Raw genomic sequence first — 19,380 nt, 5'->3', positions numbered from 1 at the left:
AACACCCCCCCTCCCCCCCACCCCTTCTTCCCGGTGTTGCTGTTCTTTGTCCCCGCCCCCCCCCCCCCCCCCCCCCCCCTCCCCCCCCCCCCCCGGCGTGCTCAGGCCGGGTGGATCCGGACCGGCATGTCCTTGATGCCGTTGAGGAAGTTGGAGCGCATCCGCCGCGCCGGGCCGAGTGATTCCACCCGCTCGACCCGCTCCGCGAGGGTGCGGAAGATGATCTCCAGTTCGAGCCGGGCCAGGTGCCGGCCGAGGCAGAAGTGCGGGCCGCCGCCCCCGAAGCCGAGCATCGGGTTCGGATCGCGCCCGATGTCCAGGCGATAGGGGTCGGCGAAGACGTCCTCGTCGTGGTTGGCGGAGGCGTAGAAGACCACCACCTTGTCGCCCGCCGCGATCGGCTGCCCGCTCAGTTCGGTGTCCTGTACCGCCGTGCGCTTGAACGCGTTGACCGGGCTGACCCAGCGGACGATCTCGTCGGCGGCGGTGCCGGCCAGGCCGGCCGGGTCGGCGCGCAGCCGCTCCCACTGCTCGGGGTGCTCGATCAGCGCCAGCATGCCGCCGGAAATCGCGTTGCGGGTGGTCTCGTTGCCGGCCACGGCGAGCAGCATGAAGAACAGATCGAACTCGAGCGCGGTCAGCTCCTGACCGTCGCGGTCGGGGCACACCAGCTTGGACACGATGTCGTCCACGGGACACGCGCGCCGGGCCGCGCCCAGCGCGTCCGCGTAGCCGAACATCTCCATCTGCACCTGCTCGGCCTCGCCCGCATCCCGGCGCAGGTCCGGGTCCGCCTCGCCGACCAGCTTGTTCGACCATTCGAACAGTCGATGCCGGTCGACCTGGGGCACACCCATCAGGTCGGCGATCACCACGAGCGGCAGTTCGGCCGCGCACATCGCCACGAAGTCGCCCTCGCCGGTGTCGACGGCGTTCGCCACGATGCGTTCGCAGGCGTCGCGGACCTTGTCCTCCAGGGTCAGCGTGCTGCGCGGGGTGAAGCCCTTGTTGACGATGTTGCGCAGCCGGGAGTGCTCCGGCGGATCCATGTTGAGCATCATCAGTCGCTGGGTGTCGAGCATGTCCCCCTCGGGTTCGCCGAGCAGCGACAGCCGCTCGCGCGACGAGAAGATCTCCGGGTTCCGCGACACCCGGACCACGTCGGCGTGCCGGGTGACGGCCCAGAAGCCGTCCGGCCGTTCGGGATCGGCGTGGCGGTACACGGGTGCGGTGCGGCGCATTCGGGCGAACGTGGCGTGCGGGATGCCCGCCGCGTAGCTGTCGGGGCTGTAGACGTCGAACGCGGTGGCGTTCGGGACGGCGCTGTCGATCTTTTCGGGCACGGGCTGACCTTCCGGCAGTGGTGCTGACGGGCGGCGCGGGCGCGGTCAGAATTCCACGGCTCGGGTGGGTCGGGAAGAGCGATCGGGGCGTTGCCGCGGGAATGTCGCGGCGGGCGCGCTCGCGGGACCGATGGGCCGGGACACCCGGGACGCCTCGGTCACGCCGTCGACCGGGCCTCGACCCGCGGGCGCGGTACCGGACGCGCCGTCGACACGCCGGGCGCGCGGTTACGGAGCGCGACTCACCGTGCGAAAGCGTGACATTTTGCTACTTTATAGACACTTTCTGTTAGTTTTTGTGCCGGTGACAAAGCACACAAATGCCGCAGTCCCACCGGCACTCGTCTCGCGCTGTCCCGAAAACGGTGCGGCCGTTCCGTCCCCTGCGCTCCCGAGCGCGCCCTCCCGAGGAGTCACCCCCATGGCCTTGTCCATCTCCACCGTCGTCCTGCTCGGCGTCATCGTGTTCATCTTCATCCGCAAGGGCGGCATGCGAATCCCGCACGCGATCGTGTGCGCGTTGCTCGGGTTCTATCTCGCCAGTACCTCGATCGCGCCGAGCATCCACAGCAGCGGGAAGAGCGTCGCGAACCTGCTGAGCAACCTGAACTTCTGATCGCGGCGGTCACCCGAAACCGGCTCGGCGGCAGGTCCGCCGGGCCGGTCTTCGCCGTATGAGGCCGGACGAACCGGCGTCGGACCGGACCAGGGTTCGTCCGCCGGACGAGGGCGCGGCGCCGAACGAGGACGTAGTGGAGGCAGGCATGGCGAACCCGGACGCGGTCGAGACGCCGCTGGTGGTCGTGGGCACGGACGGCTCGGAACACGGCGACCGGGCGGTGGCCCGGGCCGCCGAGGCGGCCGCCCGGTGCGGTGCGCGGCTGCGCGTGGTGCACGCGATCCGGGTGCCGATGGCCACCCCCGGCTTCGAGCCGGTGGAACCGAACGAGGCCACCCGCCGGGCGGCCGAGGAACTGGTCAAGGACGCGGCGGCGGCGGCGCTGCGGCGCCATCCGGACCTGGCCGTGGAGGCCGGGGTCGGCTACGGCCTGCCCGGGGACGCGCTGCTCGCGGCGGCCGAGGGCGCGGTTCTGCTGGTCGCGGGATCGCGGGGCCGAGGCGGGTTCGCCGGCCTGCTGCTCGGCTCGGTCTCCCGCTTCCTGACCGCGCGGACGCCGTGCCCGCTGCTGATCGTGCGCGGCGAGCACGGGGCGCCGGCCGGGACCGGTCCGGGCGGGACCGATGTGCTGCTCGGCGTGCAGGGCGACGGTGACGAGCGGGCGGTACGGGCCGCGTTCGAGGCGGCTCGGGCGTGGGGCCTGCCGGTGCACGCGGTGCACGCGTGGAGTTGGCCCGGCTACGCCGGCCTCGCCGGTCCCAGCGACGCGGACATGCGCGCGGTCTCCGAGGTGCACGCGACCGCGCTGGCGGGTGCGCTGGGGCAGTCGCGGGCGCGCTTTCCCGATGTCGAGGTGCGTGCGGATTCGGTCATGGCCGACGCGGCCGGGACGCTGGTGGAGGCCTCGGTGGGCAGTGCGCTGGCGGTGGTCGGGGTCCGGCACCGCCGAGGCCCACTGCGGCACTGGGTCGGCCATGTCGCGGCCACCGCGATCGAACACGCGCACTGCCCGGTTCTGGTGGTGCCGTTGGAGTGAGCGGGCGGGCCGGCGACGTGCGCGATCCGCCGCCCATTCGCCCATCGACCAGCGCGCCCGACCGGCCGGTCGGCCCGCACGCGCGCCGCTTCCCGGTGGCCGCGTTTTCGATCGCCGATTCAATCAGTGATTGAAAATGCCGGCGCTTCGTGGTTTCGTGCCTGCCGTGACAGCGCGATCGCGGGCCCGGCTGCTCGACGAGGCCGAACGGCTCTTTCTCACCCAGGGCTACGACAAGGTCTCCGTCCGGGCGGTGAACGCCGCCGCCGGGATGAATCCGGCCGCCGTGCACTACCACTTCGGCTCCAAACGGGACCTGGTGGTGGCGCTGCTGCAGGAGCGCCTCGGGCCGTTGTGGGCCGAGCCGCTGGCCGAGTTGGACCGCGCCCGCGCGGCCGGGTGGACGCCCACGGTCGGCGAAGTGGTCACCATCATCGTCGAGCCGTTCGACCGGCTGGCCCGCGAGCCGAACGGGCCGATGTTGCTCCAACTGCTCGCCCGCACCGTGCTTTCCGGGACCGAACTGCCCTGGGACGACCCGTGGTTCCGGCACGGACCCTGGCGCGAACTGCTGGCCGCGGCGCGCCCGGACCTGAGCGCCCGGGAGATCACGGACCGCTGGCGGCTCGCCTTCGACCTGTTGCTCCAGCTCTACGGCCAACCCGTGGCGGACGTGTTCGTCGCGCCGCCCGCCGCCGCGGCCGTGGCCGGCTTCGTCACCGCCGGCCTCGACGCCCCGCGCGCCGCCGACCCGTCCACGCCCGGCCCGTCCACGCCCGGTCCGTCCCGGACCGCACGCACAGAACGAGGTGCCCCGTGATACCCGACGTCCTCGCCCCCGCCAAACTCGGCCCGCTCACGCTGCGCAACCGGATCATCAAGGCCGCGACCTTCGAGGGAGCGACTCCGGACGCGCTGGTCACCGACGACCTGATCGAGTACCACCGCCGCCCGGCCGCGGGCGGCATCGGGATGACCACCGTGGCCTACTGCGCGGTCGCCCCCGAGGGCCGCACCGACCGGCACCAGATCTGGATGCGCCCCGAGGCGGTGCCCGGACTGCGCCGGCTCACCGACGCGGTGCACGCCGAGGGCGCGGCGGTCTCGGCCCAGCTCGGCCACGCCGGCCCGGTGGCCAACGCCAAGTCCAACGGCCGACCCGCGCTGTCCGCGGGGCGGATGTTCAACCCGCTCGGCATGCGCGTCACGCGCGCCGCGACCGAGGCCGACATCGACCGGATCACCCGCGCGCACGCCGACGCCGCGCTGATCGCGATCGAGTCCGGCTTCGACGCGGTGGAGATCCACCTCGGCCACAACTATTTCGCCAGCGCCTTCCTCAGCCCCAAGCTCAACCACCGCAAGGACGCCTACGGCGGATCGCTCGCCAACCGGGCCAAGGTCGCGCGCGGTGTGTGCCGGGCGGTGCGGGACGCGGTCGGCGACCGGATCGCGGTGACCGCCAAGCTCAACATGGAGGACGGCGTCCCGGGCGGTATCCAATTGGAGGAGAGCATCCGCACCGCCCGCCTGCTGGAGGAGGACGGCTCGCTGGACGCGCTGGAGCTGACCGCCGGCAGCTCGCTGCTCAACCCGATGTACCTCTTCCGCGGCGACGCCCCGGTGCCCGAGTTCGCCGCGACCTTCCCGCAGCCGCAGCGGCTCGGGGTCAAACTGATCGGCAACAAGATCCTGCGCTCGTACCCGTACGAGGAGGCCTATCTGCTCGCCTCCGCACGGCAGTTCCGAGCCGAGCTGAAGCTGCCGCTGATCCTGCTCGGCGGGATCACCAACCGGGACACGATGGACCTCGCGATGACCGAGGGCTTCGAGTTCGTCGCGATGGGCCGCGCGGTGCTGCGTGAGCCGGACCTGATCAACCGGATCGCGGCCGAACGCGAGACCAGGTCGTTGTGCATCCATTGCAACAAGTGCATGCCGACCATCTACAGCCGCACCCGCTGCGTGGTGATCGAACCGCGGGCGTAGCCGTGCCGACGCCGGACGGACCGGGATGCGGACCCGTCCGGCGTTCGCGGACACCCGCGCGGACACACGTTCGCCGACACCGGGTGCGGCTTGGCTCGGGCTGTGCCGAGTCGCGCCGCACCCGCCCCGCGCTCAGGCCAGGTAGCGGCTGATCGAGTCGATCACGCACGCCGGCTTCGCCGAGTCGGCGATCTCGATGGTGATCCGGATCGTCGCCTGGATGCCGCCGGTGATGTCGGCCACCGCCACGATCTCCGCGCCGCCGCGTACCCGCGAACCCACCGGGACCGGTGCCGGGAAGCGCACCTTGTCCACGCCGTAGTTCACGCCCATCGAGATGTTGCGCACCTCGAGGATCTGCGGCAGGAAGAGGTTGGACAGCGCCAGGGTCAGGTAGCCGTGCGCGATCGGCGCGCCGAACGGGCCCTCCTTCGCCTTCTCCACGTCCACGTGGATCCACTGGTGGTCGCCGGTCGCGTCGGCGAACAGGTTGATCCGCTCCTGGGTGATCTCCAGCCACTCGCTGTGGCCGAGGTGCTTGCCCACCGAGTCCTTGATCTGCTGGAGGTCGGTGAAGACGGTGGCCGCCATATGCGCTCCCGGTCGTTTCTGATGGTCTGTCAGATCAGCTCTCCCGGGTATACCAGACCGGCCCGCCCGGACGCCGCGCGGGACGCTCAGGCGGTCGGGATCCAGGCCACCTGCCGCACGTCGGCGAGCCGGTCGACGGAGATCCCCGCGTTCGAGACGGTCCACAGTTCGGTGCCGACCACCAGCGAGCGACGGATGGTCGAGTCCGGGTGCGTGACCCGACCCACCTCGACGATCCGACTGCCCTCGATCCGCAACACCAGCGCGAACGAGCCGCCGGCCATCGGGGACTTCTCACCCGGCGCGATCTGCGGCCGGGTGGAGGAGCTGTACGAACCGTTCACCGGCACCACGACGGTGCCGTCCTTGGGCCAGTACAGGAACGCGTGCGCGTCCTGCTCGGCCTGCGAGTTCGCCCCCGGTACCGCGACCTGCGCGACCCGGGTCGGATTCGCCAACGTGCTCACGTCGAACAGGGACACCTGGGTGCCCAGCCGCCGGCCGGTGTCGGTGGCGTCCTGGCCGACCCCGATCAGCCGCCCGTCGGCGATCGGATGCAGGTAGGCCGAGTAGCCGTTGATCTTGAGCTCGCCGACCGCCTTGGGGTTGCGCGGGTCGCTCAGGTTGAGGGTGTACAGCGGGTCGGTCTGCCGGAAGGTGACCACGTACGCGATCGGGCCCGCGAAGCGCACGCCCATGATCCGCTCGGTCCGGCCCAGGCCGCCCACCCGGCCGATCGGGGTCAGCCGGTCGCCGCTGCGAGCCAGCACGGTGACCACCGATTCGCTCGCGGAGCGCGGCGCGATCGGCGGCTGCACGTCCAAGGGAGGGTTCGGCCCGGCGTCGGTGGGGTCGCTCGGGGCGATGGCGCCCGGTGTACTGCCCGGGACACCGCGATCCGGAATCGCGCCGCTCGTGCCGGCGTTGCCCCGCGGCAGCGGCAGATCGCTCGGCGCGCTCCGGGGGATCGTCGGGTCGCCGGCCGACAGCGTGGTGGCCACCCGCAGATTGCCCGCGTGTTCGGACATCGCGTACTCGTTGACCATCGAGCCGGAGACCACCCCCGTGCCGACCAGCTTCGGGGTGCCCTTGCCGGAGATGTCGAGCTGGTTGATCGTGGTCGTCGTGGTCGGCGGCCCGCCGCCGACCACCTTCGACTCGCTCGACACGCTTCGTTGGGTGGACGTGGTCGCCAGGTAGAGGTTGGCCTGCGACGCGTACACGTGGTCCACGTCCGCGGCCACCGTCACCGGATCGCCCTTGTCCAGATCGCGGGTCAGGTCGAAGGACAACACGCTCAGCGTCGCGGTGCCGGTGTGCCCGGGATCGCCGGGCTTGGCCTGCGGACGGCTGACCCGGTCGCAGCCGACGAGGTTGCCGGAATCGGTCCGGCCGCCCGCGGCGAGGGTGAACTGCGGCAGCCAGTCCGAGGCGGTCGAGCGCTGGATCAGATCCTTGGCCTTGGCCGGCGACCTGTCCGCGGGCAGCTTCAGCCGCGGTTGCGAACGCACCACGATCCGCGCGGTACTGCCGATCTGCCGCCCGTCGACGTAGCCGCCGTCCACCGAAAGGTCGCCGATCAGCCGCGGCGCCGCGGTCAGGTCCACCAGCACGAAGCGGGCCCGGTTGCCCGGGGCGATGGCGGAGGAGCCGCCCGGATCGCCCGGGATCGGCGCCATCTTGCCCGAACCGCCCTTGGACTTGGGCAGGTTCGTGGTGCCGCCCAGGATGAGCAGGGCCCGGTCGCCGGACAGCAGCAGGTCGGTCGCCCGCGCGCCGGGCACGTCCAGTGTCCCGGTGACCCGGTGGGTCGCCACGTCGACGACGTTCAGCCGCCCGCCGGCCACGGTCAACACCCGGCGGCCGTCGGTCTTGACCAGGTCGGGCTCGTCGACGCCCTGCTCCTGGGTGTTGGTGGTCGAGTGCTCGGGCGCGGTCGGCGCCGCCTGGTCGGCGGTGAGGCCCTCCGGCGCCGCTGCCCTGGGCGCGGCGGCCGGTGCCTCCTCGGCGTTCGCCACCGCCCCGGGCGGGATCCGGCCGGACTTCGAGTCGTTGTCGCGCTCCTGGGTCATCCGGCGCAGCGCCGCCGCGCGGAAGTCGTCGACCAAGGCGCCGCACGAGTCGAACGCGGTGAGCCGCATCGGCTCGCCCGACAACACGGGCGTGCGCGCGGGATCCGGCTTCGAACCGCCGGACGACGTGCAACCGCTGACGACGAGTCCCGCCGTCAGCACGAATATCGGCAGGGCCCCGGCCCCGCGCGTGGAACGGTCGTGGATTCGCATGGCGATGTGACGGAGCGGGCATCGGAACGGTTCCCGCGCCCCGCGCCGGGCAGGTTTGCCGACAAGCCGGTCCCGGCTGCGAAGGGAGTGCCTCGATGACGCTGTGGCCCGGACACCCGTTTCCCCTGGGTGCCTCCTACGACGGAACGGGCGTCAACTTCGCCCTGTACAGCGATGTCGCCACCGGCGTCGACCTGTCCTTGATCGACGGCAACGGACACGAGGAACGTGTGCCGCTGCGCGAGGTGGACGGTGGCATCTGGCACGGATACCTGCCGGGCCTGCAACCCGGTCAGCGCTACGGCTACCGCGTCCACGGACCGTGGGAGCCGCGCCGGGGGATCCGCTGCAACCCGGCCAAGCTGCTCCTGGATCCGTACGGCAAGGCGTTCGACGGCGACATCCACTGGGGCCAACCGGTGTTCGGGTACCGGTTCGGCGACCCGGAGCAAATCGACGAGACCGACTCGGCGCCGCACATGATGACCTCGGTCGTGGTCAACCCGTACTTCGACTGGGGAGACGACCACCGGCCCGGGCACGAGTACCACGACACGGTGATCTACGAGGCGCACGTGCGAGGGCTGACGATGCGTCATCCCGACATCCCGGAGGAGATCCGCGGCACCTACGCGGGCATGGCGCACCCGAGGATGATCGACTACTTCCGGTCGCTGGGGGTCACCGCGGTCGAGCTGATGCCCGTGCACCAGTTCGTCAACGACGGGCACCTGGTCTCCCGGGGACTGGGCAACTACTGGGGCTACAACACGATCGGCTTCTTCGCGCCGCACGCCGCCTACTCCTCGACCGGCTCGCTGGGCCAACAGGTGCAGGAGTTCCGCTATCTGGTGAAATGCCTGCATCAGGCCGGTATCGAGGTGATCCTCGACGTGGTCTACAACCACACCGCGGAAGGCAACCACCTGGGCCCGACGCTGGGCTTCCGCGGCATCGACAACAGCGCCTACTACCGGCTGTCCGAACAGGATCCGCGCTACTACTGGGACACCACCGGCACCGGCAACTCGCTGCGCATGTCGCACCCGCACGTACTCCAGATGATCATGGACTCGCTGCGCTACTGGGTCATCGACATGCACGTGGACGGCTTCCGCTTCGACCTCGCGGCGGCGTTGGCCCGACAGTTCTACGAGGTGGACAAGCTCTCCGCGTTCTTCGACCTGGTCCAGCAGGACCCGGTGGTCAGCCGGGTCAAACTGATCGCCGAGCCCTGGGACGTCGGCGACGAGGGCTACCAGGTGGGCAACTTCCCGCCGCTGTGGACCGAATGGAACGGCCGCTACCGCGACACCGTGCGCGACCTGTGGCGGGGCGAGCCCGGCGTGTTGCCGGACTTCGCCGCCCGGCTCACCGGCTCCAGCGACATGTACCGCCACGACGGCCGGCGACCGACCGCGTCGGTCAACTTCGTCACCGCGCACGACGGCTTCACACTGCACGACCTGGTCTCCTACGAGCACAAGCGCAACGAGGCCAACGGTGAGGACGGCCGGGACGGGGAGAACCACAACCGTTCCTGGAACTGCGGCGTCGAGGGCGAGAGCACCGACATCGAGGTCCTCGCGCTGCGGGAGAAGACCAAGCGCAACATCGCCGCGACGCTGCTGTTGTCCCAGGGCGTGCCGATGCTGCTGCACGGCGACGAGATCGCCCGCACCCAGGGCGGCAACAACAACGCCTACTGCCAGGACAACGAGGTCTCCTGGGTCGACTGGGAACGCGGCCGGGAGCACTGGGTGTTCCTGGAATGGGTGCAGATGCTGATCCGGTTGCGCCGCGAGCATCCGGTGTTCCGCCGCCGGCGCTTCCTGCGCGGGCTGCCGGTGGACGGCCAGACGTTGGCCGACATCGTGTGGTTCGCGCCGGGCGGCCGGCCGATGACCGACGCGGACTGGCAGGCCGGGTTCAACAAGGCGATCTCGGTCTTCCTCAACGGCGACGCGATCGGCGAGCCGGGCCCGCGCGGCGAACCCATCCGGGACGACTCGTTCTTCCTGTTGATCAACGCGCACGAGGGTGACCTGCACTTCACCCTGCCGCCGGCCGAGTTCGGCGCGGCGTGGGGGACGGTCCTGGACAGCGCGACGGTGGTGCTCGACCGGGACCGGCCCGCGGCCAAGGCGGGCACCTCCGTACACCTGGAGGCCCGCTCGCTGCGGCTGCTGCGCCGGTTGTTCTGACCGGTCGCGACCGGCCGCGGGGCGCGACGGACTCATCCCTGCGGCTGTTGTCTCGGGGTCGGGCCAAGGGTTATCCCTGATGGACCACGCTTCGTTCACAGCGCATGCTGTATGGAGCCGTGTGCAGAGCGAGAGGAGCCGCGCATGCACCCGAACTCCGGTCCTCATCCACCCCATTGGTACGGCATGCCCGCGCACATGCGGGTCGGCGACGCGGATCGCGAACGAACGATCGAACACCTGAAGTACGCGTACGGCGAAGGCAGGTTGAACGCCGACGAGTTCGAGGAACGGGTGGCCTCGGCGTTGGCGGGGCGCACCCGGGCGGACCTGGAGGCGCTGCTCGACGACCTGTTGATGCCGATGCCGATGCCGCCGATGCCTCGGACCAAGACCGGGCCACCACCGCAGTGGTGGCTGAACCGACCACCCGGGCCGCCCGAACGGCCGGGTTCGGAACGGGGCTGGAGTGCCGCCGCGCACTGGAGCGGCTTCTGCGCGCCCGTGGTCGGCCCGTACCTGATCCGCAGGACCGCGGGTGCCCGCTCGGAGTTCGTCCGGGACAACGCCCGGGCGGCGCTGAACTTCCAGTTGACCTGCCTGCTGTCGTTCGTGCTGGCCCCGCTCCTGGCGCTGCTCGGAGATTTCGGCGGCCTGCTGATCGGCGTCATGTACTCGGCCATCGCGGTCTGCGCCATCATCGGCGGCGCGCGGGCCGCGGGCGGCGACGTGATGCGGTACCCGATCAGCCTGCGGGTGGTGAAGTGAGCCGATTCGGGCGGGGCGAGGCGCCCCGGGACGCGCTCTAGGCGCCGGCGGGGTTGGCCCGGCGGGTGGGGCGGCTGCTGCGGCCGAGGCGACTCGGCCGGGTCCAGAGCAGGAGTTCGCCGCCGGGCGGGGAGACCACGCCGCCGCGCGCGGGGTCGCCCGCGAACCACACGTCGCCGCCGTCGCACTTGTGCAAGTGCCACCAGCGGTGCGACATGGACACCACGGTCAGCGCGTACTGCGTGCCGTCGCCGGCCCGATCGCCGATCACCAGCGGCGGTCCCCACGCGCCGTCGCCGTCGGCCGGGTCGCGGAAGCGGCACGAGCAGTTCACCCACGGGTGGCGGGAGAGCGTGCGGCGCATTCGACGGGCCAGTACCAGCGCGCCGATCCCGATCACCAGGGCGGTGAGACCCACCACGAGCGGGACCATGCCCCAGCCGCCCCAGGCCCCGTCACCGTTGTCGTCGGCCGTGGACAGGATCGCGAACCACGCTCCGGTGCTCGCCACACCGATCACCGTCGCCGCGACGGCGCGGAGCCGATAGACCCGCAGTGCCCGGGCCGTCGCGCGCAAGGAGAGGGCTACGTCCTCCCGCCGCTCGCTACCCATGGCAGCACCCTAAGCAGGCGCGGGCGGCAATGGTGAACCGGTGCGTGTCGGGCGCGTCCACCACGTGCGTGGACACGTGCGTGGACCGGGTCCCGGCGCACCGCTGCCGCTAGCCGCAGAGGGTAGCGGCAGCGGTGCGCCGATGTGGACTTCGGCACATCGGACGGACTTCGCCGCGTCGGGCGGACTTCAGTACGTCAGGCCGTGTCCGAACGGGAAGACCGGGTCCTTGCCGTCCCGGGGCACGTCCGAGCGCTGAGCCCGCACGTCGGCCATCGAGCGCGGCAACTCGAACGGCAGCCTGCCTTCGGGGCGTACCCGACCGAACAGCGCGTCCAGGAGCGGCGCGTCGGCGCAGCCGTAGTTCGCCACCAGGGCGGCGGACTGCTCGGCGATCTCCGGGATCACCGCCGGGCGCTCCAGGTAGATGTCCACCACGGTGGGCACCGTCGCGCACAGGTCCAGGATCGGGGTCAGCTCGGCCTCGGTGAACTCCAGCGAGCCCGCGTGGAAGAACTGCTCGAAGCCACCCTCGCGCGGTTCGAACGGGGTCTTGATCCGAATGATCGCCACGTCCGCCTCCTCGGGCGTGGCCACCACGGTGGCATAGCCGGACGCCACCTCGGGGTCCAGGCCGTTGATGTACACACGCGTGCCCTCGGCCAGCGGCAGTACCGGCCCGTTCCCCGATACCGGCTTGTTCCCCAGCACCGTGATCGACCTGCTCTGCGCGCGCAGCCCGGCCGCGACACCGGCTTCGGTGCCCACCAGCGCGGCGGTGGCGGCGGGGTCCACGAACGGGTGGTCGAACAGGCCGAGGACGAACTTCTCGCGCAGCAGGCGCCGGACCGACGCGTCCAGCCGCTCCTGGTCGAGCCGGCCCGCCCGGACCAGCGCGACGACCTGCTCGGGGATGTCCTCGCCGCCGAACTGGTCGCAACCGGCCTCGATCACCCGCAACACGCGGTCCGGAATCGACAACTGCTCGACGCCCCAGGCCCGTGCGGGCATGGTCTGGCCCATGATGTTCGCGTCGGAGATCAGGCCCCAGTCGGTGCACACGATGCCGTCGAAGCCCAGCCGTTCGCGCAACAGGCCGGTGATGACGCCCTTGTTGAAGCCGAACGCGACGGCTTCGTGCTCGGTGTCGATCGGCATGCCGTAGTACGGCATCATCTGCGAGGTCCCGGCCGCGAGCGCCTTCTCGAACGGCTCCAGGTGGTAGTCGAAGTTGCCGCCCGGGTAGACCTGCTCGCGCCCGTACGGGAAGTGCGGGTCCTCGCCGTCGAGCTGCGGGCCGCCGCCGGGGAAGTGTTTGGTCATGCAGGCCACGGACTCGGTGTTCAACGTCTCGCCCTGCGCGCCCCGGATGTAGGCGGCGACCAGCCTGCCGGTCAGTTCGGCGTCCTCGCCGAACGTGCCGTTGATCCGCGACCAGCGCGGTTCGGTGGCGAGGTCGATCTGCGGGTGCAGCGCGAGTCGGATGCCCACCGCGAGGTACTCGCGGCGCATGAGGTCGGCGAACTCGCGCACCAGTTCCTCGTCGCCGATCGCGGCCAGGCCGAGCGTCTCGGGGTACTGCGAGAAGCCCTCGGCGTACGCGGCGGTGCCCGGGTTGTCGGTGAAGTGGTGCCGGGGATCGGTGGACAGCGTGACCGGGATGCCCAGCCGGGTCTCCAGCGCCAGCTCCTGGATCCGGTTGTGCCACTGCGCGATGTGCTCGGGCGGGCCACCGCCGAGCAGGTTGAAGTGGTTCATCCCCTTCTCGAGGATCATCTCCCGCACCGTGTGGTTGAACGGCAGGAAGCCCTTGTCGTCCAGCAGCCTGCCCTGGGGGCCCATCACCGCGATGGTCTGGAACATCAGACCGGCCTTCTCCTCGACCGTCATCCGGCCGAGCAGGTCCGCGACCCGCTCCTCGATCGGCAGCGACGCGTCCTCGTAGGGGCAGGTCGCGGCGCGGAAGCGGGTGCGCGCGGTGATCTCGGCCGGGGTGTTCTCGGTCGCGGTGGTCTCGGTCATGGATCCTCCGTCAAAAACCTAGTGGTCAGTAGGTTTTCTAACACGGCGCGCCCCACCGACTCCAGTGATTCGCCCCGGAGGATCCGGATCCGCTTCGTCACACCATGATCGTTTCGGGGGCGTTTCATGATCGTTCGCATCGCCGGCGGGCCCCGCGCGGGGAGCGCGAACCCTCCGTACAATGGGCCGAATGCGCGCCAGGGGGCCCGCGCGTGACCGGGTGACCGGGCGTGGCGGCGCCTCCGACGGTTCGGAGCGGATCGGTCGGCACACCGGGATCCGGCGCATTCACACCACATGGGTACGAGGGGCGGACGCAGGTTGGACACCGTGCGGGGCTTGCTCGACTCGCTGCGAGATTTCCTCGACCACGGCGCGTGGACGAACTGGCCGCTGCCGGTCTCGGTGGCGATCTTCACCGTCGTCTGCGCGCTGGGCGTCGCCGCGCTCGTGCCCAAGTCGCTGTTCGCGCCGGTCGCGGGAGCCCTGTTCGGCGCGATCGGCGGCACGGTGGTCACCCTGGTCGGCGCCACCCTGGGCGCGGTGATCAGCCTGTACCTGGGACGTCGGCTCGGCCGGGAGCGGATCAGTGGCTGGCTGCACAAGCGCGAGGCCCTGGCCGAACTCGACCGCCGACTCTCCCGCAACGGCCTGGTGCCGATCACCATCCTGCGGATGATCCCGGTGATCCCGTCCTCGGTGGTCAGCTACGGCGCGGCGGCGACCGCGATACGCACCGGCCACTTCGTGATCGGGACGGCGCTCGGCATGCTGCCGATGACGCTGGTCCAGTGCGCGGCGGGCGCGTCGGTCCGGCACGGCCTGTCCACGCCCGTCGTGGTCAGCGTGTTCGTCGGCTGCGTCTCGCTCGCCCTGGCCATGATGGCCGTGCGGCGCCGCGGCGGGGAGTCCGCGCGGATGGCTCCGCAGGCGTCGGACGGGGCCGAATAGCGGGGGGCGGGGCTTGCCGACCCCGCGTCGGCGACTCGGTCCCGAGCCTGGCCGGATACCCGGTCGGATGCCGCGTGGGACAGCGGTCCGGCGCCGGGCCGGGTGCCCGGTCCGGCGCCGCGTCGCCGTTCCGACGAGAGTTCGATGGCCCGCCTACGCTGGACGCATGCGGGCCGAGGCGGGGGATCACGAGAAGCGCGGTGAGCGCGAGGAGCGCGAGGAGCGCGAGAAACAGGGGGAGCCGGGGAAGCGGTCGGCGGAGCGGTCGGGAGGGAAACGGGCCCGGATCGTCGGTGTGGACGTCGCCCGCGCGCTCGCCGTCCTGGGCATGTTCGCGTCGCACGTCGGACCCGACCCGTACGACGGCGGTGTGGACACGCTCGTCCAGGGGGCCACCGGTAGGGCCTCCGCGCTGTTCGCGTTCCTGGCCGGAGTCTCGCTGGTGCTGATGTCCGGCCGAACGCCGCTGCGCGGGCTCGGCCGCGACTCCGCGGCCGCGGTCACCCGAGTGCTGATCCGGGCCGTACTGCTGATCCCGCTCGGCATGTGGCTGGCCGACCTGGACACCGGCGTGCTGGTCATCCTGGCCTTCTACGGTCTTTACTTCCTGCTCGCGTGGCCCGCCCTGTGGTTGAGCACCCGCGCGCTCGTGTTCCTCGCCACCGGCTGGGCGGTGTTCGGGCCGATGGTCTCGTACGCGCTGCGCGCGGTCGGCGGCACCGACGGCATCCCGTACGGGGCCCCCGGATTCGACGACTGGCACGGTCCGGGCGACCTGTTCGAGACGCTGTTCCTGACCGGCAGCTATCCGGCGATCACGTGGCTGCCGTTCGTGTTCGCCGGGATGGCGGTCGGCCGGCTGCGACTGGCCGACCGGGGCGTGCAACGCGCGTTCGTCGGGATCGGCACCGGGCTCGCCCTGCTCGGGTACGGCGGATCCTGGCTCGTGGTCGAGCTGTTCACCGGCGACCGGCTCGCGCGGGTCGCGGAGCCGTACGGCGTGTACGAGGTGCTCCACAGCCGGGTCGGCTCGGTCCCGGCGAACGACCCGGCGTGGCTGACCGTCGCCGAGGGCCACACCGGCACACCGTTCGAGATCGTCGGCGCGATCGGCGTCGCCCTCGCCGTGCTCGGCCTCACGCTGCTGGCCTGCCGCGCCTGGATCGGCCGGATCGTGCTCGACCCGCTGATCGCCGTCGGCGCTATGGCGCTCACCGTGTACACCGTCCACCTGATCGTGATCGACCGCTGGTTCCCGCTCACCGGAGGACAGGACTGGCAGCGGCTGATCGGCTTCTTCGTCTGCACGCTGCTGTTGTGCTGGATCTGGCGGCACACGCTGCGCAAGGGCCCGATGGAGGCCGCCCTGCACGTGCTCTCCGCGCTCCCCGCACGGTGGGTGCGAGGAGCGGGGCGGTCGGGACGGCCGGACCCGGCGGGTCGGAGGGGCGGCTCGGACCGGCCGGTCCGGTCGGAGCCGGAGCGCGTCGAAGCCGATCGCGCGGACCGGTCGGATGTGCACCGGTCGGATGCGGACCGGTCAGATCAGTAGGCCCTGGGCCTTGGCGCGGGCGAGCCAGCCCGGGTACTCGTTGGTCATCATCTCGTAGAGCTGACCATCCGGGACGTTCGCCGGATCCTGCACCGAGAAGAAGTCGGCGTTGTCGACGTAGCGCCCGGTCAGGTCGTCCAGCTCCTCCAGGAACGAGAAGCCGCCCGGCCGACCCAGGCCCATGAACTGCCAGAAGATCGGCTCGAAGCTGGAGTGGGTGATCTGCTCGCGGGTCGCCTCGCGCGAGGTGGTCTGGCCGTCGGTGATGAACATGACGTAGACGGGCAGGTCGTTCGCCAACGGCTGGTGACGTGGCCCGCTCGAGCCGAAGTAGTGCTCGCGGACCAGTCGCATCGCGCCGGCGTAGTCGGTCGAGCCCTCCAGACCGGGGTTTTGGCGGATCCGCTCGGCCCAGCCGTGGTACTCGCCCAGCCCGAGTTGGCCGACCGCGTGGCCCCGGGAGCCGAACAGGAACACGTCCACGGCCGCGTTGTCATCGAAGCGCAGGCCGAGCGAGAGCACACGTTCGGCGAGCGCCTGCACCTTGCCGCGCTTGAACAGCGACTGCATCGAATACGAGATGTCCAGGCACAGCGCGACCCGCGCGGTGTGCTCGCCGAGGCCGCGCTTCTCCAGGCTCACCGCGGCCTGCTTGGTCAGGTTGAGGAGCTGCGGGTGGCCCTCGTCGGCGAGCCGCTTCTCCATGTTGACCAGGTTCTGCTTCTTCAGGCTGACCGCGGGGGCCGCGGGCGCCGCGGGTGGGGGCGCAGTCGGCCGGGCGGGAGCCGCTGGAGCCGCGGGAGTCGTGGAGGCCGCGGGCGGGGTGTCGTCGGCGGCGACCTCGATGCCGAAGTCGGTGGCCAGCCCGGTCAGTCCGGACGCGTACCCCTGGCCGACCGCGCGGAACTTCCAGGCGCCGCCCCGCAGGTAGAACTCGCCGAACAGGAAGGCCGTCTCGGTGGACGCCTCGTCGATGTCGAACTCGGCGATCGGACCGCCCTGCGCGGACACCACGTGCAGCGCCAGGCCCGGCACCTGCCCGAACGTGCCGCCATCGGCCGACGCGCCGATCACCACCCGCTCGACGTCCGGCGGCATCGCGGCCAGGTTCACCTGGATCGTGTCGGTGACGATGCCGTCGGCGGCGGGCCGCTTACCCTCGTGCCGGACCGCGCCGGCGGCGTCGGAGGGCTGGTTGTAGAAGACGAAATCCGTCTCCGCGCGCACCTTGCCGGCGGCGTTCAGCAACAGCGCCGACGCGTCCACGTCGGGCGCTCCCGCCGCGCGCCAGGTCAGGACCGCACGGAGCTCGGCGGTCGGTACCGGAGTGTTCCCACCTTTGCTTATCTTCGCCATGGCGCCCATCTTGCCCCCCACGCCCAACGAACGTTCGCCCTCGGGCCGGCCAACCGACACGACCCACATCCCGCGACCACGACGACACGGCCGCACGACCGGCCGACGCCGGCGACACGCGCGCCGACGCCCGCACCCGCGTCCGTGTCCGGAACCGCCCTCGCGGCCGGGTGTGTCCGCGCCCGGGGGTGCGGACCGGTGGGTCAGTCGGCTCGGTTGCTCACCCGTGCGCGTGTTCGCGTTCGTGCTCGGGGGCGGGTGGAGCGCTGGGACGGAATCGGCCTTCGTCGGGTTGCGGTGCCTGTGCCTGGGCTCGCGCCCACGCTGGTCGTGGTCGTGGTCGTGGTCGTGGTTGCGGTCGTGTCGGAGAAGACGCATTCCGGGCCGGGTGCGCCTGCGACGGCCACGAAGCCCGCGTGCCGGGCTTTGTCCGTCCCAGAGATCTTGTCTCGGGATTCGAGGCCGCTCGCGTTCAGGTCGATGCCCATGGCCGCACTCGCTTCCGCGTCCGGGCCTTCGCCCGGGTGCGGGAGAGCCTCCGCGTTCGTGTTCGCGGTGGTGAGGGTGTCGGCCGTGCGGGCCGCGTGGGCGAAGGGGAGGGTGCACAGGGCGGCAGTGAGGGCGATCAGGGCGCCGGTGGCCGGTGCGCCGAACGCGGCGAGTGCGGACAGGCCGACGATCGGGCCGCACGCCGTGCCGAAGGTGTTGGCCGACATCGCCAGGCCGCTCCACCGACCCCGCGCGTCCAGCCCTGCGGCCACGCCCAGGACGTACGTGGTGACCGCCTGGCACGAGGCGTTCCAGCCGAGCAGGCCCACCGCGTACAGCGCGACCCCGCCGGGCGGGGCGAGGGTCAGGGCGAGCGCCGCCAGCCCGCCCGCGCCCACCGCGGTCACCAGCGGGACGGTTCGGGCGCGGCCCCGACCGACCGACGTCGCGATCACGACGCCGACGACGCCGGCCAGCAGGCAGGCCGCGCACAGCGCGCTCACCATCGCGGCGGACAGGCCGACCCGATCGGTGCCGACGCCCGCCGCGATGGCCCACAGCGCGTTCATGGCCACCGAGCGAACGCCGACGGCGGTGGTCAGCAGCAGCCCGGTACGACGCTGCGGCGCCGGTCCGAGCGCGGCGGCCGGATCGAGCGTGGCCGCGGGCGCCGGAAGATGCCGCACCATCGGCAACGCGCCCAACCCGACCGCCGCCAGCACGCCCACCGTCGCGCCCCGCCCACCGCCGAGCACCGGGACCAGCACATACAACGCGGTCCCGGACAGCGCCACCGCGAGCAGCGCGAGGCCGGACGTGCGGGCCGGGTCGGCCGTACCGGCCATCGCGGCGGTGGCCACGGTCAGCGCCATCCCGCTCCCCGCGCCGCCGACGATCGCGCCCGTGACGGCGAGCCACGTACTGCCGGTGAGTGCCGCGAGCGTGAAGCCGCCGACCATCAGGAGCAGCCCGGCGCGGGCCGGCCGTTCACGCCCAGCCCGCCCGGCGGCCCGGGTGATGCCGGCGCCCGCGAGTGCGGAGGCGAGGAGTACGGCAGTGCCGATCGCGCCGGCGGCGGTGCCGGACAGTCCCAGGCCGGTACGTACGGCGTCGAGGAAGATCGGCAGCAGGTTGGCCATCAGATAGCCGGCCGAGGCCAGTACCGAGATGGCGGCGACGGCCGCGCCGGGCCGGCTCGCGCGGGCACGCGCAGCGTCGGACCGGCTCGCGCGGGCGCGCGCGGGCAGGGTGAATACGGACACGGGTGGAGCTCTTTTCCCGAACGGGCCGGTAGGCAGGCCAAACACCGCGCACGGGCCGGCGGACGGCCGGTGGGCGCGGCGGGGCAGGGGAGCGTGGCCGGCCGCGGGCCCGTCGAGAGGACGAGAGGGCGGTACGACGTGGCTGGACGCTCTGTGTGCGGTGTCCGCGCGGGCGGGCGTACGAGGACGTCGGGCCGCGCGTGGGGGGGGTGCCTCTATGTCTTTCGTCAAGGGTGAGCGGGTCGTGCTGCGGCCGGTTCGGCCGGGCGGGATTTGTAGAAGGTGCCGTCTCTGAGCATG

General features: G+C 71.8%; 15 protein-coding genes. 8 read left to right on the top strand and 7 right to left on the bottom strand.

The window, feature by feature from the left end; translation table 11 throughout:
* Positions 1–101 precede the first annotated feature (101 nt).
* Positions 102–1,343 carry a cytochrome P450 gene (locus ACZ4FV_RS48480; protein ID WP_395859641.1) on the bottom strand — a complete coding sequence of 414 codons (1,242 nt, stop codon included), beginning with the start codon at positions 1,341–1,343 and terminating at the stop codon, positions 102–104.
* A 421-nt stretch (positions 1,344–1,764) separates the two neighbouring features.
* On the opposite strand from ACZ4FV_RS48480, the gene ACZ4FV_RS48475 reads away from it, so the two are divergent.
* From ACZ4FV_RS48475 to ACZ4FV_RS48460, 4 genes are all read left to right on the top strand, one after another.
* On the top strand, positions 1,765–1,959 hold the full coding sequence (locus ACZ4FV_RS48475) for a DUF2304 domain-containing protein (protein WP_126639508.1): 195 nt from the start codon (positions 1,765–1,767) through the stop codon (positions 1,957–1,959).
* Between the two features lie 148 nt (positions 1,960–2,107).
* Positions 2,108–2,998: a universal stress protein gene (locus ACZ4FV_RS48470; protein WP_395859640.1), complete on the top strand. Its 891-nt coding sequence runs from the start codon at positions 2,108–2,110 to the stop codon at positions 2,996–2,998.
* 166 nt (positions 2,999–3,164) lie between these two features.
* A complete protein-coding gene (locus ACZ4FV_RS48465; protein WP_395859639.1) occupies positions 3,165–3,818 on the top strand; it encodes a TetR/AcrR family transcriptional regulator in 654 nt (217 codons plus the stop codon).
* Positions 3,815–4,987: an NADH:flavin oxidoreductase gene (locus tag ACZ4FV_RS48460; RefSeq protein WP_395859638.1), complete on the top strand. Its 1,173-nt coding sequence runs from the start codon at positions 3,815–3,817 to the stop codon at positions 4,985–4,987. Before ACZ4FV_RS48465 ends, ACZ4FV_RS48460 begins: the two co-directional genes overlap by 4 nt.
* A gap of 132 nt (positions 4,988–5,119) precedes the next feature.
* On the opposite strand, the gene ACZ4FV_RS48455 is transcribed toward ACZ4FV_RS48460, so the two are convergent.
* On the bottom strand, positions 5,120–5,578 hold the full coding sequence (locus ACZ4FV_RS48455) for a MaoC family dehydratase (protein ID WP_395859637.1): 459 nt from the start codon (positions 5,576–5,578) through the stop codon (positions 5,120–5,122).
* A gap of 86 nt (positions 5,579–5,664) precedes the next feature.
* Positions 5,665–7,863: a beta-propeller domain-containing protein gene (locus ACZ4FV_RS48450; protein WP_465327624.1), complete on the bottom strand. Its 2,199-nt coding sequence runs from the start codon at positions 7,861–7,863 to the stop codon at positions 5,665–5,667.
* 95 nt (positions 7,864–7,958) lie between these two features.
* Between ACZ4FV_RS48450 and glgX the strand changes: the two genes are divergently transcribed.
* Together glgX and ACZ4FV_RS48440 are read left to right on the top strand one after the other, a co-directional pair.
* Positions 7,959–10,067, top strand: a complete 2,109-nt coding sequence (glgX, locus tag ACZ4FV_RS48445; protein ID WP_402229056.1) for a glycogen debranching protein GlgX — start codon at positions 7,959–7,961, stop codon at positions 10,065–10,067.
* Between the two features lie 144 nt (positions 10,068–10,211).
* Positions 10,212–10,835, top strand: a complete 624-nt coding sequence (locus ACZ4FV_RS48440) for a DUF1707 domain-containing protein (protein ID WP_465327622.1) — start codon at positions 10,212–10,214, stop codon at positions 10,833–10,835.
* Positions 10,836–10,872: 37 nt separating this feature from the next.
* Here the strand turns inward: ACZ4FV_RS48440 and ACZ4FV_RS48435 are convergent, their stop codons facing one another.
* Together ACZ4FV_RS48435 and ACZ4FV_RS48430 are read right to left on the bottom strand one after the other, a co-directional pair.
* The gene (locus tag ACZ4FV_RS48435; RefSeq protein ID WP_395859633.1) at positions 10,873–11,448 is read right to left on the bottom strand and encodes a hypothetical protein; all 576 of its coding nucleotides are present in this window, start codon (positions 11,446–11,448) and stop codon (positions 10,873–10,875) included.
* 189 nt (positions 11,449–11,637) lie between these two features.
* Complete coding sequence (locus ACZ4FV_RS48430; RefSeq protein ID WP_402229054.1) at positions 11,638–13,470, bottom strand: glycoside hydrolase family 3 protein; 1,833 nt, start codon at positions 13,468–13,470, stop codon at positions 11,638–11,640.
* 297 nt (positions 13,471–13,767) lie between these two features.
* On the opposite strand from ACZ4FV_RS48430, the gene ACZ4FV_RS48425 reads away from it, so the two are divergent.
* The gene (locus ACZ4FV_RS48425) at positions 13,768–14,421 is read left to right on the top strand and encodes a TVP38/TMEM64 family protein (RefSeq protein ID WP_395859631.1); all 654 of its coding nucleotides are present in this window, start codon (positions 13,768–13,770) and stop codon (positions 14,419–14,421) included.
* 166 nt (positions 14,422–14,587) lie between these two features.
* Complete coding sequence (locus tag ACZ4FV_RS48420) at positions 14,588–15,973, top strand: DUF418 domain-containing protein (RefSeq protein WP_465327619.1); 1,386 nt, start codon at positions 14,588–14,590, stop codon at positions 15,971–15,973.
* Here the strand turns inward: ACZ4FV_RS48420 and ACZ4FV_RS48415 are convergent.
* On the bottom strand, positions 15,962–17,329 hold the full coding sequence (locus ACZ4FV_RS48415; RefSeq protein ID WP_395859629.1) for a VWA domain-containing protein: 1,368 nt from the start codon (positions 17,327–17,329) through the stop codon (positions 15,962–15,964). The genes ACZ4FV_RS48420 and ACZ4FV_RS48415 overlap by 12 nt on opposite strands.
* Positions 17,330–17,532: 203 nt before the next feature.
* On the bottom strand, positions 17,533–19,080 hold the full coding sequence (locus tag ACZ4FV_RS48410) for an MFS transporter (RefSeq protein ID WP_465327617.1): 1,548 nt from the start codon (positions 19,078–19,080) through the stop codon (positions 17,533–17,535).
* Between the last annotated feature and the right edge of the window lie 300 nt (positions 19,081–19,380).

The organism is Embleya sp. NPDC025285 (assembly GCF_055558835.1).
Note: the sequence above shows the minus strand (reverse complement) of the source record. Positions and strands in the feature narration are given on the sequence as shown.

Coding starts and splice junctions, on each gene's coding strand:
- ACZ4FV_RS48450 (WP_465327624.1), bottom strand. CDS start 7,863: ATGCGAATCCACGACCGTTCCACGCGCGGGGCCGGGGCCCTGCCGATA.
- ACZ4FV_RS48415 (WP_395859629.1), bottom strand. CDS start 17,329: ATGGCGAAGATAAGCAAAGGTGGGAACACTCCGGTACCGACCGCCGAG.
- ACZ4FV_RS48425 (WP_395859631.1), top strand. CDS start 13,768: ATGGGTACGAGGGGCGGACGCAGGTTGGACACCGTGCGGGGCTTGCTC.
- ACZ4FV_RS48420 (WP_465327619.1), top strand. CDS start 14,588: ATGCGGGCCGAGGCGGGGGATCACGAGAAGCGCGGTGAGCGCGAGGAG.
- ACZ4FV_RS48430 (WP_402229054.1), bottom strand. CDS start 13,470: ATGACCGAGACCACCGCGACCGAGAACACCCCGGCCGAGATCACCGCG.
- ACZ4FV_RS48455 (WP_395859637.1), bottom strand. CDS start 5,578: ATGGCGGCCACCGTCTTCACCGACCTCCAGCAGATCAAGGACTCGGTG.
- ACZ4FV_RS48435 (WP_395859633.1), bottom strand. CDS start 11,448: ATGGGTAGCGAGCGGCGGGAGGACGTAGCCCTCTCCTTGCGCGCGACG.
- ACZ4FV_RS48470 (WP_395859640.1), top strand. CDS start 2,108: ATGGCGAACCCGGACGCGGTCGAGACGCCGCTGGTGGTCGTGGGCACG.
- ACZ4FV_RS48475 (WP_126639508.1), top strand. CDS start 1,765: ATGGCCTTGTCCATCTCCACCGTCGTCCTGCTCGGCGTCATCGTGTTC.
- ACZ4FV_RS48440 (WP_465327622.1), top strand. CDS start 10,212: ATGCACCCGAACTCCGGTCCTCATCCACCCCATTGGTACGGCATGCCC.
- glgX (WP_402229056.1), top strand. CDS start 7,959: ATGACGCTGTGGCCCGGACACCCGTTTCCCCTGGGTGCCTCCTACGAC.